At 59.8% G+C, this 12,852-nt stretch carries 11 protein-coding genes; 7 read left to right on the top strand and 4 right to left on the bottom strand.

The genetic code is table 11. The features are described 5' to 3' along the window. Nucleotides 1-1,059, top strand: coding sequence for a molybdenum ABC transporter ATP-binding protein ModC (modC, locus tag VPX56_RS07150; protein WP_326470769.1), 1,059 nt, complete (start codon nt 1-3; stop codon nt 1,057-1,059). Here the strand turns inward: modC and VPX56_RS07155 are convergent, their stop codons facing one another. Beyond that, a complete protein-coding gene (locus tag VPX56_RS07155; protein ID WP_326470771.1) occupies nt 1,060-1,878 on the bottom strand; it encodes a pyridoxal phosphatase in 819 nt (272 codons plus the stop codon). 140 nt (nt 1,879-2,018) lie between these two features. Between VPX56_RS07155 and pgl the strand changes: the two genes are divergently transcribed. Further along, the gene (gene pgl, locus VPX56_RS07160; protein WP_131633004.1) at nt 2,019-3,014 is read left to right on the top strand and encodes a 6-phosphogluconolactonase; all 996 of its coding nucleotides are present in this window, start codon (nt 2,019-2,021) and stop codon (nt 3,012-3,014) included. An 87-nt stretch (nt 3,015-3,101) separates the two neighbouring features. Here pgl and VPX56_RS07165 read toward each other — a convergent pair whose 3' ends face one another. Then, nucleotides 3,102-4,385 (bottom strand): putative acyl-CoA thioester hydrolase, encoded by a 1,284-nt coding sequence (locus VPX56_RS07165; RefSeq protein ID WP_326470773.1) that lies wholly within the window; start codon nt 4,383-4,385, stop codon nt 3,102-3,104. Between the two features lie 223 nt (nt 4,386-4,608). Between VPX56_RS07165 and hutI the strand changes: the two genes are divergently transcribed. From hutI to hutH, 5 genes are all read left to right on the top strand, one after another. Then, entirely contained in the window at nt 4,609-5,832 is a 1,224-nt protein-coding gene (hutI, locus tag VPX56_RS07170) for an imidazolonepropionase (protein ID WP_326471985.1), read from the top strand. Further along, nucleotides 5,829-6,767, top strand: a complete 939-nt coding sequence (hutG, locus tag VPX56_RS07175; RefSeq protein WP_326470774.1) for a formimidoylglutamase — start codon at nt 5,829-5,831, stop codon at nt 6,765-6,767. Before hutI ends, hutG begins: the two co-directional genes overlap by 4 nt. Nucleotides 6,768-6,786: 19 nt before the next feature. After that, nucleotides 6,787-7,521: a histidine utilization repressor gene (locus tag VPX56_RS07180; protein WP_326471987.1), complete on the top strand. Its 735-nt coding sequence runs from the start codon at nt 6,787-6,789 to the stop codon at nt 7,519-7,521. Between the two features lie 127 nt (nt 7,522-7,648). Next, entirely contained in the window at nt 7,649-9,334 is a 1,686-nt protein-coding gene (gene hutU, locus VPX56_RS07185) for a urocanate hydratase (RefSeq protein WP_326470776.1), read from the top strand. Then, nucleotides 9,334-10,854: a histidine ammonia-lyase gene (gene hutH / locus VPX56_RS07190; RefSeq protein WP_326470778.1), complete on the top strand. Its 1,521-nt coding sequence runs from the start codon at nt 9,334-9,336 to the stop codon at nt 10,852-10,854. The genes hutU and hutH overlap by 1 nt, the downstream gene beginning before the upstream one ends. A gap of 105 nt (nt 10,855-10,959) precedes the next feature. Here the strand turns inward: hutH and VPX56_RS07195 are convergent, their stop codons facing one another. After that, nucleotides 10,960-11,436 carry a kinase inhibitor gene (locus VPX56_RS07195; RefSeq protein WP_024908770.1) on the bottom strand — a complete coding sequence of 159 codons (477 nt, stop codon included), beginning with the start codon at nt 11,434-11,436 and terminating at the stop codon, nt 10,960-10,962. A 48-nt stretch (nt 11,437-11,484) separates the two neighbouring features. Next, nucleotides 11,485-12,792 (bottom strand): adenosylmethionine--8-amino-7-oxononanoate transaminase, encoded by a 1,308-nt coding sequence (gene bioA, locus VPX56_RS07200; protein WP_326470780.1) that lies wholly within the window; start codon nt 12,790-12,792, stop codon nt 11,485-11,487. Nucleotides 12,793-12,852: the final 60 nt, after the last annotated feature.

Raw genomic sequence — 12,852 nt, forward strand, 5'->3', positions numbered from 1 at the left:
ATGCTTGAGCTTAACTTCATCCAGACGCTGGGAACGCATACCCTCACGCTTAACGAGACGCTGCCCGCGAGCGGTATCACCGCCATCTTCGGCGTGTCGGGCGCGGGGAAGACCTCGCTAATCAATGCGATTAGCGGCCTGACGCGCCCTCAGTCGGGCCGGATCGTCTTAAATAACCGCGTCTTAAATGACGTGGAGAACAAGATTTATCTCTCGCCGGATAAGCGCCGTATTGGCTATGTCTTTCAGGACGCGCGGCTTTTTCCGCACTACAGCGTGCGCGGCAACCTGCGCTACGGGATGGCGAAAGGCATGGCTGCGCAGTTTGATAAGCTGGTGGCGCTTTTAGGCATTGAACCGCTGCTCGACAGGCTGCCTTCTTCGCTTTCGGGCGGTGAGAAGCAGCGCGTGGCGATCGGCAGGGCAATATTGACCGCGCCGGAATTGCTGTTGCTCGACGAGCCGCTGGCCTCGCTGGATATCCCGCGAAAGCGCGAGCTGCTGCCGTATCTGCAGCGTCTGGCGCGTGAAATCAATATACCCATGCTCTACGTCAGCCATTCGCTGGATGAGATCCTCCATCTTGCCGACAAGGTGCTGGTGCTGGAAGAGGGCAGCGTCAAGGCCTTTGGCAATCTGGAGGAGGTGTGGGGCAGCAGCGTAATGCACCCCTGGTTGCCCCGGGAACAGCAGAGCAGCATTCTGAAAGTGAGCGTTCTGGAACACCATCCACACTACGCGATGACTGCCCTGGCGCTGGGCGACCAGCATCTTTGGGTCAATAAGATCGACAAACCGCTGCAGTCCGCGCTGCGGATCCGCATTCAGGCATCGGATGTTTCGCTGGTGCTGCAGCCGCCGCTGCAAACCAGTATTCGAAATATCCTGCGCGCCAAAGTGGCGGAGTGTTTTGATGACAACGGCCAGGTAGAGGTGAAGCTTGAGGTCGGCAGCAGGACGCTCTGGGCGCGCATCAGCCCGTGGGCCAGGGATGAGTTAGGCATCAAACCCGGCCTGTGGCTTTACGCGCAAATCAAGAGCGTCTCCATCACCGCCTGATTACAGCAGGTGGGTGTAGATATACTGCGCGATGCTGTCGGTGGTGTTATCGCCAATCACCACGTTAGCGCGTGCTTTCACGGCGTCATCAGCATTGCCCATCGCCACGCCCGTTCCGGCGGCTTCCAGCATGCTGATGTCGTTATAGTTATCGCCAAAGGCGACCACATCCTGCATCGACCAGCCTTTTGATTCCACAAACTGCGTCAGGCGCTTGCCTTTGCTGTTGCCTTTACGGGCGATGTCCACCTGATCGTGCCAGGACCACTCGCACTCCAGCCCCAGCGTTTCTTCGACGTGTTTCGCAAAGGCGTTCAGTTTAGCGGTATCTTCATCCGTCAGGGCGAATTTCCATATAGCCTCGACGTCCTGTGCCGCCTGGCGCAGGGAAGATACCTGCGTAAAGACGGGACGCTGGGCCTCCGGCAACGACAGCGCCCAGTTGCTGGTGCGCACGACGTGGCCGGTTGGGCGCTCGTACACCATCGCATTATCAACATACATCAGGCCGTGAACGGCATGCTCATCCAGCAAATCAATCAATTGCAGCGCCTGAGCCACCGGCAGCGGATCGGATTCTAAAACCTTTTTTGCCTGATAATCATACAAATAGGTGCCATTACAACAAATTGCAGGTGTATCTAACGCCAGTGCCTGATAAAAAGGATGAATGGCAACGTGATGTCGACCCGTTACGATGAGGAGTTGATAGCCTGCTTCCTGCGCACGTTTAAGCGCTTCGAGGGAAGAGGGAAGAAGGGTTTTCTGCGGGGTAAGTAAGGTACCGTCTAAATCCAGAGCAATCACACGCGAGGTCATTTGTTTTTCCGGGTTAATATTGAATTTATGTTCTGATGGGATGTTACACCCAGAGGCGAAGGCTTCAAAATCCCCGTCGACAATTCAGCATTCACCGTTAAAAGTTAACTACTTTCATGCGCAGTGAGGAGAGAGTATTCATGAAACAAACCGTTTATACCGCCAGCCCTGAAAGCCAGCAGATCCACGTCTGGCGTTTAAATACCGAAGGGACACTCACGCTGGTTCAGGTTGTTGATGTGCCAGGACAGGTTCAGCCGATGGTCATCAGTCCGGATAAACGTTTCTTGTACGTGGGCGTGCGCCCGGAGTTCCGCGTGCTGGCCTACCGCATCTCTCCGGACGATGGCGCGCTGACCTACACTGCCGAAGCGCCACTGCCGGGCAGCCCAACCCATATCTCTACCGATCGCAAAGGCAACTTCGTCTTCAGCGGCTCCTATAATGCGGGCTGCGTAAGCGTGACCCGACTGGAGGACGGTATACCGACGGATACCGTTGATGTCGTTGAAGGGCTGGAAGGCTGCCACTCGGCGAATATCTCCCCGGATAACCGCACCCTGTGGGTCCCTGCGCTGAAGCAGGATCGCATCTGCCTGTTTACCCTCAGTGATGACGGTCATCTGGTGGCGCAAACCCCGGCTGAAGTGACCACCGTAGAAGGCGCGGGTCCGCGCCACATGGTCTTCCATCCTAACCAGCAGTATGCTTACGTGGTAAACGAACTGAACAGCTCGGTGGACGTATGGGAGCTGAAAGATCCTAACGGCCAGATTGAGTGCGTGCAGACGCTGGATATGATGCCGGCCGATTTCGCCGATACCCGCTGGGCTGCGGATATTCACATCACGCCTGATGGACGTCATCTGTACGCATGCGACCGCACCTCCAGCCTGATCACCGTGTTTAGCGTTTCTGAAGATGGCAGCGTGCTGGCGATTGAAGGCTTCCAGCCAACGGAAACCCAGCCGCGCGGCTTTAATGTCGATCACAGCGGTAAATTCCTGATTGCGGCGGGGCAAAAATCGCACCACATTGCGCTGTATGAAATCAAAGGCGAGCAGGGCTTGCTGGAAGAGAAGGGGCGTTATGCCGTCGGCCAGGGGCCAATGTGGGTTGTGGTTCACGCTCACTAAGCGGCTTAAAACAAAAAACCTCGCGAATGCGAGGTTTTTTTATCTTTATAGGCCGGGTAAGGCGACGCCGCCACCCGGCAAAACAGCTTACTGCTTAGGCTCTGCGACCACTTTGCTACCCAGACCGCGGTTGTTGTATTCCCACATGCGGTTGAAGTTTGCGTCGTTCAGATTGCGCTGCACCTCACCCTTATCATCCACCGCACCGGTATTGCCGGAGAACGGACGTTTAGAGATAGCGGCATCCGCCCACGGTTTCGCCATGTTGAAGCCTTCGTTGATGACGCTGTCGCGGATCACGACCTGACCGTTGGTCGCAGAGTCCACGTCCAGAGAGCGGCCCAGCTGCGCGACGCCGTCGCCTGCTGCGGTGAAGCGGCTATTGACTGCGAGGAAGCCGTAGAACAGGTTTGACTGCGTAGCCGGAGCAAACACATAGCCTTCCTGCTGCGTGCGCGAGTTCACCACGCGGAAATCGGTGTTATCAAACACCACCGCGCCACGGCCGGATACCAGGTCCACGTCGCCTTCAACGTAGCTGTTAGTGACCAGCGTACGGGTCAGACGGTTCGTTTGCAGGGTGTTCTGCACGCCGCTGTTGGTGACGAAGAAGGTGTTCTGGCGACCCAGAATGTTCACGTTGTTAATTTGCACCTGGTCGCCGTCGCTACGCAGCGCTACGGCCTGATGGTTGCCCGCATCAACGCTGTCACCCACGGTGTTCTGAATGGTCAGGTTTTGCAGCTGCAGGCCATTGTTCTGGGACCAGACCACGGCGGAGCACATCACGCCAATGGTGGCGGAACGCTTGCTCTGGCAGTTATCAAACATGTACCACGCCGGTTTGCCCGGCATATATTTACCGGCCGGATTCACCAGATGGCGCCACGTGGTGCTGTCGATTTCAGAATCAATCGCCAGGCCAATTTTCACGTCGATGGCTTTTTCGCCCATCCCGTAGATCGTGATGCTGCCCGGCGCTGCCGGAACGTAAACGGTACCTTCGTATTCACCAGGCAGGATCGCAATGTACTGACGTGATGCGCTGTGTTTGGTGATGGCAGCGTCGACCGCAGCCTGAATAGAGGTATGCGTTACGCCCTGCGCACCTGCCGGCCCAACAACGAAGTTAGGCTGTTTCGGCAGATTAATAGAAGAAGGGGTCCACGGGGTTGCCTTTGGATCCATCGCCGAGAAGTAGTTCGCACGGGTGAAGTTCTTCGCTTCTCCCGCTGACAGGATCGGGCGGGACGCCGTGCCCGGCGCAACCTGCTCAGAAGGCTGCTGATCCGGTGGGGTTGAACTACAGGCGGATAATGTCGCGCCAAAGGCGAGTGCTAACGCCAGACGGGAAATCCTGGAAATATTCAAGGTGAAGCTCCTGGGTATGCAAGTCTTTATTGGATAGACGAAATAGCCTGCTTTTTTATACTAAGTTGAGCGAAACGGGAAGATAAAAAGGGTAAAAGTTGCATTTTCCCGCGCAGCACGCGGGAAATTCATCACAAATAAATAACATATTCGCGAAAGGCGGTTGACAGCAGGCAGCAGATGAAAATAAATGTCTATACAACCCATGACAAGTGGAATGCCCATGCAGCAGCTTCATCCCGACGATGTGATATGGCGAAATGCGCGACTGGCAACAATGGTTGCAGATGACCCCGCGCCGTACGGCCTGAGAGAGCAATACGCGTTGGTGGTTCGAGGCCAGACCATCCTGGCCGTAATTCCCGAGTCCGATATTCCCGCGGGACATCGCAACGGCGTCGATCTCGGCGGGCGGCTGGTGACGCCGGGCCTGATCGACTGCCATACCCATCTGGTTTTCGGCGGCGATCGCGCGGCGGAATGGGAGCAGCGTCTCAATGGCGTTTTATACCAGACCATCAGCGAGCAGGGCGGTGGAATCAACGCCACCGTGACGGCCACGCGCGGCAGCTCAACTGATGCCCTGCTGAACGTTGCGCAAAGCCGCCTTGAACGTCTGATGAACGAAGGCGTCACGACCGTTGAAATCAAATCGGGATACGGGCTGAACGCCGATGCCGAAGAGAAGATGCTGCAGGTTGCCCGCCAGCTGGGCCTCAACAATCCGATTGATATCAGCCCTACGCTCCTCGCTGCGCATGCGGTTCCGGCGGAATACCGGCAGGAGCCCGACGCCTATATCACGCGGGTGTGCGACGAGATTATCCCCGCGCTGTGGCAGAGGGAGTTATTCGACGCGGTGGACGTCTTTTGTGAAAAGGTTGGCTTCACGCCTGCACAAACCGAGCGGGTTTTCCAGGCGGCTACCGCGCTGGGTATTCCGGTGAAAGGGCACGTGGAGCAGCTGTCGAATCTGGGCGGCGCGGCGCTGGTCAGCCGCTATAAAGGCCTTTCTGCGGACCATATCGAATACCTTGATGACGCTGGCGTTCAGGCGATGGCGCAAAGCGGTACCGTTGCCGTGCTGTTGCCCGGTGCCTTCTATTTTCTTCAGGAGCGCCAGCGACCGCCGGTTGCGCAGCTCCGCAAATATGGCGTGCCAATGGCGGTCGCCACCGACTACAACCCGGGGACCAGCCCCTTTGCCAGCATTCATCTGGCGATGAACATGGCCTGCGTGCAGTTTGGCCTTACGCCAGAGGAAGCCTGGGCCGGCGTGACGCGGCATGCCGCGAAGGCCCTGGGGCGCGGCGAGACGCACGGGCAGCTGCGGGCCGGATACGTCGCCGATTTTATCGTCTGGGATGCGCAAAACCCGGTGGAGATGGTCTACGAACCGGGACGTAATCCGTTGTATCAGCGCGTATTTCGAGGGACCGCGGTATGAGGCTGTGGCAACCCGTATCACCTGACGTCTGGCAGGGGCGTGACGATAGCGCCGAAGCCAGCAACGCCAGGCGTATTTTCCAGACCCTGCACCGGCAGGCGCAGTTCATCCCGCTTTCGTCAGGCATTGCGTTGATAGGCTTTGAATGTGATGCGGGAGTCAGGCGCAATCACGGCAGGCCGGGAGCCGCAGAGGCGCCCGACGTGCTACGCAAGGCGCTGGCGAACATGGCCAGCCATCAGGGACATGAACGGCTTGCGGATATGGGCTCGATTTATGTCGAGGGCGAGGAGCTTGAAGCCGCACAGCAGGCATTAAGCGATGCGGTAGCGGCGTGTCAGCAGTCGGGAATGCGCACCCTTGTCTTTGGCGGCGGGCATGAAACCGCCTGGGCGCACGGTCGCGCCGTGCTGGAAGCCTTTCCGAACGAGCGCGTGGCGGTGATTAATCTTGATGCGCATCTGGATCTGCGCAACGCCGATCGCGCTACCTCCGGGACCCCGTTTCGCCAGCTGGCGCGCTACTGTAATGAACGCGCGCGCGAATTTCAGTACGCCTGTTTTGGCGTAAGCCGCGCGGCGAATACCCAGGCGCTGTGGGATGAGGCGGAACGCCTGAACGTTACGCTGGTGGAGGACCTTCATTTTCGCCGCGAGGCGCTGTCGTCGCTCGAAACGGTGCTGGCGCAGGCCGACCGCGTTTATCTGACCGTCGACCTGGACGTGCTGCCCGCAGGCGAAATGCCCGCGGTTTCCGCGCCTGCAGCGTTAGGCGTACCGGCGCTTGATCTCATGCCGGTCATTGAAAAAATCTGCCGCAGCGGAAAGCTGCAGGCTGCCGATCTGGTAGAGTTTAACCCGCACTACGATCGGGACGGGCAGGGGGCAAAACTCGCCGCCCGTCTGGCCTGGCAAATTGCTCACTGGTGGGCATAACACCCTGTAAGGAGTCATGATGTTTTCACGCTCGCCCCTGTCGCAACCGAGCCCTCCCGCGCCTTTCTATGAAAAGGTGAAGCAGGCGATCAGCGAAAAAATCGCGGCGGGCGTCTGGCGTCCGCACGATCGCATTCCGTCGGAGGCGGAGCTGGTCGCGCAGTTTGGCTTTAGCCGGATGACCATCAACCGGGCGCTGCGTGAGCTTACCGACGAAGGGCTGCTGGTGCGTCTGCAGGGCGTCGGCACCTTTGTTGCCGAGCCAAAAGGACAGTCGGCGCTCTTTGAGATCCGCAGCATTGCGGACGAAATTGCCGCGCGAAACCATCAGCACCGCTGCGAGGTGCTGGTGCTCGAGGAGACGCTGGCCAGCGCCGAGCAGGCGTTGGAGCTTAACGTCAAAGAAGGAACCCGCATTTTTCATTCGGTGATGGTGCATTACGAGAACGACATTCCGGTGCAGATTGAAGACCGCTGCGTCAACGCCGGGCGCGTGCCGGACTATCTAAATCAGGATTACACCCAGACCACGCCGCACGCCTATCTCTCGCTGGTTGCGCCGCTGACGGAAGGGGAGCACATCGTAGAAGCGGTACGCGCCACGCCGCAGGAGTGCGAGCGGCTGCGCATTAAAGAGCACGATCCGTGCCTGCTGATCCGCCGCCGGACCTGGTCCTCGTCGCACATTGTGTCGCATGCCCGGCTGCTTTTCCCGGGTAACCGCTACCGGCTGCAGGGCCACTTCATGTCATAAGTTTTATAAGCGTGATCGCTAACGCAATATAGCAAAATTGTATCTTTTTTGTTAAATGCTGCCTTGTGTGTGCTTGTCTATACAAGTATATCTAAATACATCATCTGTCCCGTATGAGGAGCACACAATGTCGTCAGGTAAATACCGCCAGCAGGATGTCCGCGCGCCGCGCGGCACCACCCTCACCGCCAAAAGCTGGCTCACCGAAGCCCCGCTGCGCATGTTGATGAACAACCTTGATCCTGAGGTAGCGGAAAACCCCCACGAGCTGGTGGTCTACGGCGGCATAGGCCGCGCCGCGCGCAACTGGGAATGCTATGACGCCATTGTCGAGTCCCTCACCAACCTTGAATCCGACGAAACCCTGCTGGTGCAGTCCGGCAAGCCGGTTGGCGTATTCAAAACCCACAAGAACGCGCCGCGCGTGCTGATTGCCAACTCTAACCTGGTGCCGCACTGGGCGACCTGGGAGCACTTCAACGAGCTGGATGCCAGAGGGCTGGCGATGTACGGCCAGATGACGGCGGGAAGCTGGATCTACATCGGCAGCCAGGGGATTGTGCAGGGCACCTACGAAACCTTCGTCGAGGCGGGTCGCCAGCACTATAACGGCTCGCTCAAAGGCCGCTGGGTGCTCACCGCGGGTCTTGGCGGCATGGGCGGCGCGCAGCCGCTGGCCGCCACGCTTGCCGGTGCGTGCTCGCTGAACATTGAGTGCCAGCAGAGCCGCATTGATTTCCGCCTGCGTACCCGCTACGTCGATGAACAGGCCACCGACCTGGACGACGCGCTGGCGCGCATCAAAAAATACACCTCCGAAGGCAAAGCCATGTCGATTGCCCTGTGCGGCAACGCGGCGGACATTCTCCCGCAGCTCGTCGCCCGCGGCGTGCGCCCGGATCTGGTTACCGACCAGACCAGCGCCCACGATCCGCTGCACGGTTACCTGCCAAAAGGCTGGACGTGGGAAGACTATCAGCAAAAAGCGGAAACCGACCCGGAAGGTACGGTACTCGCTGCGAAACGCGCCATGGCAGAACACGTCTCCGCCATGCTGGCCTTTAGCCAGATGGGCATTCCGACCTTTGACTACGGCAACAACATCCGCCAGATGGCGAAAGAGATGGGCGTGACTAACGCGTTCGACTTCCCGGGATTCGTTCCGGCCTATATCCGCCCGCTGTTCTGCCGCGGCATTGGACCGTTCCGCTGGGTTGCCCTGTCCGGCGACCCGGAGGATATCTACAAAACCGACGCCAAAGTAAAGGAGATCGTCGCCGACGACGAACACCTGCACCGCTGGCTGGACATGGCCCGCGAGCGCATTAACTTCCAGGGCCTGCCGGCGCGTATCTGCTGGGTTGGGCTGGAGTGGCGGCAAAAGCTGGGTCTGGCCTTCAACGAAATGGTGCGCAGCGGTGAAGTCTCCGCACCGATCGTCATTGGCCGCGACCATCTGGACTCCGGCTCCGTCGCCAGCCCGAACCGCGAAACCGAAGCCATGCGCGACGGCTCCGATGCCGTGTCCGACTGGCCGCTGCTGAACGCCCTGCTGAATACCGCCAGCGGCGCGACCTGGGTGTCGCTGCACCACGGCGGCGGCGTCGGGATGGGCTTCTCCCAGCATTCGGGGATGGTCATCGTTTGCGACGGAACCGATGAAGCTGCCGCGCGTATCGCTCGCGTGCTGCACAACGACCCGGCTACCGGCGTGATGCGTCACGCGGATGCGGGTTACGAAATTGCCATTGACTGTGCCAAAGAGCAGGGGCTGAACCTGCCGATGATCCCTGCCACACAAGGAAAGCAATAATGAATGCATTAACACTGACTCCCGGCTCGCTGACGCTCACGCAGCTGCGTAACGTCTGGCGTAAACCGGTCACCCTTTCGCTGGATGCAAGTGCCCATGCCGCCATTAACGACAGCGTAGCCTGCGTGGAGGCGATTGTGGCCGAGGGGCGCACCGCCTACGGGATTAACACCGGCTTTGGGCTGCTGGCGCAGACCCGCATCGCCACGCACGATCTGGAAAACTTACAGCGTTCGCTGGTGCTGTCACATGCGGCGGGCGTGGGTCAGCCGCTGGATGATGAGATTGTTCGCCTGATGATGGTGCTCAAAATCAACAGCCTGGCGCGCGGTTTCTCCGGCATTCGCCTGAGCGTGATCCAGGCGCTGATGGCGCTGGTGAATGCAGAAGTCTATCCGTGGATCCCGGCAAAAGGCTCCGTTGGGGCATCCGGCGATCTTGCGCCGCTGGCGCACATGTCGCTGCTGCTGCTCGGCGAAGGCCAGGCGCGCTGGCAGGGCGAGTGGCTTCCTGCGAAGGAGGCGTTGCAAAAAGCGGGCCTGGCGCCGATCACGCTGGCGGCGAAAGAGGGGCTGGCGCTGCTCAACGGCACGCAGGCATCGACCGCTTTCGCGCTGCGCGGCCTGTTTGAAGCGGAAGATCTGTTTGCCTCGGCGGTGGTGTGCGGTGCGCTAACCACCGAAGCCGTGCTGGGCTCGCGTCGCCCGTTCGATGCGCGAATTCACGAGGTGCGCGGCCAGCGCGGGCAGATCGATGCCGCCGCGATGTACCGTCACGTGCTTACCGACACCAGCGAAATTGCCGATTCACACCATAACTGCGAGAAGGTTCAGGACCCGTATTCCCTGCGCTGCCAGCCGCAGGTGATGGGCGCGTGCCTGACGCAGCTGCGCCAGGCAGCCGAGGTGCTGCTGGTGGAAGCCAACGCGGTGTCCGATAACCCGCTGGTGTTCGCCGAGGAAAACGAGGTGGTCTCCGGAGGCAACTTCCACGCCGAGCCGGTGGCGATGGCGGCGGATAACCTCGCGCTGGCGATTGCCGAGGTGGGCGCGTTGTCCGAGCGTCGTATCGCGCTGATGATGGACAAGCATATGTCCCAGCTGCCGCCGTTCCTGGTGCGTAACGGCGGGGTCAACTCGGGCTTTATGATTGCGCAGGTGACGGCCGCAGCGCTGGCGAGCGAGAACAAAGCGCTGTCGCATCCGCACAGCGTGGACAGCCTGCCAACGTCAGCGAACCAGGAAGATCACGTTTCGATGGCCCCGGCTGCCGGGCGTCGCCTGTGGGAAATGGCCTCTAACACCCGCGGCGTGCTGGCCGTTGAGTGGCTGGCGGCGTGTCAGGGTATCGACCTGCGCGAAGGGCTAAAATCCAGCCCGCTGCTGGAGCAGGCGCGTCATGCGCTGCGCGAGCATGTATCTCACTACGATGACGACCGCTTCTTTGCGCCGGATATTGATAAGGCGATGCAGCTTCTGGAAGAGGGGCGGCTGGTAGGGTTGTTGCCGCCGGTGTTGTGATTTTTTTGCCCTCACCCTAACCCTCTCCCACAGGGAGAGGGAATTGCCCGGTTTTCTCCCTCTCCCTGTGGGAGAGGGCCGGGGTGAGGGCATCAGCCCGCACTATTACGAATACATCGCCGTAATCGACGCGCTGCCAAGCGTGTGGAAATGCACGTTAAACCCGACCATCGCGCCGCTTGCGCCTTCATCGACCTCGATCTTCTCCACATCCAGCGCGTGCACCGTGAAGATATAGCGGTGGGTTTCCCCTTTTGGCGGCGCCGCGCCGCCGTAGCCCGCTTTACCAAAATCGGTGCGGGTCTGGATCGCGCCTTCAGGCAGGGCAACCAGGTCTGAACCGGAACCCTGCGGCAGCACGCGCGTGTCGGCAGGCAGGTTCGCCACAATCCAGTGCCACCAGCCGGAGCCGGTTGGTGCGTCGGGGTCGTAGCAGGTCACGACAAAGCTTTTGGTTCCGGCGGGAACCTCGTCCCACGCCAGGTGCGGGGAGATATTGTCCCCCTGATAGCCCATGCCGTTGAAAACGTGGCGCTCCGGCAGCTTTTCGCCGTCGCGCAGATCTTTACTGATGATTTTCATACGGTTTACCCTCGTTGATCGCTCGTTCAGGAAGTGTAACGCATGGGGTTAAATCGTGAAATGCGCCGGAATGTTAACGGCTGTTACGACCGCGTCGGTTAATTGACGCAGCTGTTCCGGCGCGATGCTGTACGGCGGCATCAGGTAGATAAGCTTGCCGAACGGCCGCACCCACACGCCCTGCTCAACGAAGAAGCGCTGCAGCGCCGCCATGTTGACCGGATGCGTTGTTTCAATGACCCCGATGGCGCCCAGCACGCGAACGTCCGCGACGAATTCTGACGCAGAAGCCGCATCCAACTCTTGCCTGAGCTGCGCCTCAATCGCCGCGACCTGCGTTTGCCACTCGCCGCTCTCCAGTATGGTGAGGCTTTCGCTTGCGACGGCGCAGGCCAGCGGGTTGCCCATAAACGTCGGGCCGTGCATAAAGCAGCCCGCCTCGCCGTCGCTGATGGTGTCGGCAACGTGACGGGTCGTGAGCGTGGCGGAGAGCGTCATGGTGCCGCCGGTCAGCGCCTTGCCCAGACACAGAATATCCGGCGCAATACCCGCATGTTCGCAGGCAAACAGCTTGCCGGTGCGGCCAAAGCCGGTGGCGATCTCATCGGCAATCAGCAGAATGCCCTCGCGGTCGCACATCCTGCGAATACGCCTCAGCCATTCCGGATGGTACATCCGCATTCCGCCTGCGCCCTGCACAATCGGCTCCAGGATCACGGCGGCGATGTCTTGACGATGCGCCGCCATCAGCCGCGCAAAGCCCACCATTTCCATCTCGTCCCACTCGCCGTCGAAGCGGCTCTGCGGGGCCGGGGCAAACAGGTTTTCCGGCAGATAGCCCTTCCACAGGCTGTGCATGGAGTTGTCCGGATCGCACACCGACATCGCCCCGAAGGTGTCCCCGTGATAGCCGTTGCGGAAGGTGAGGAACCGCTGACGGGTTTCGCCCTTCGCGTGCCAGTACTGCAGCGCCATTTTCATCGCCACTTCCACCGCCACGGAGCCGGAATCGGCCAGGAACACGCACTCCAGCGAGTCAGGCGTCATCGCCACCAGACGACGGCAGAGGTCCACGGCGGGCTGATGGGTGATTCCGCCAAACATCACGTGCGACATCTGGTCAATCTGCGCCTTCATCGCCGCGTTCAGGCGCGGGTGGTTGTACCCGTGAATGGCGGCCCACCAGGAGGACATCCCGTCAACGAGCCGTTCGCCAGTAGCAAGATGCAGCTCGCAGCCGTGGGCCGAGGCCACGGGGTAGACGGGCAACGGGCGGGTGGTGGAGGTGTAAGGGTGCCAGATATGCTGCTTGTCGAAGGCGAGATCGTCCTGGGTCATAATCGACTTGTAAACCATTTTGAAAAGTTTTAGGTTTACAAGTATAAACCGAACCGACAATTAACAAAACCCTTTGGA

The sequence above is a fragment of the Enterobacter wuhouensis genome, assembly GCF_035835995.1.
Lineage (GTDB): Bacteria > Pseudomonadota > Gammaproteobacteria > Enterobacterales > Enterobacteriaceae > Enterobacter > Enterobacter wuhouensis.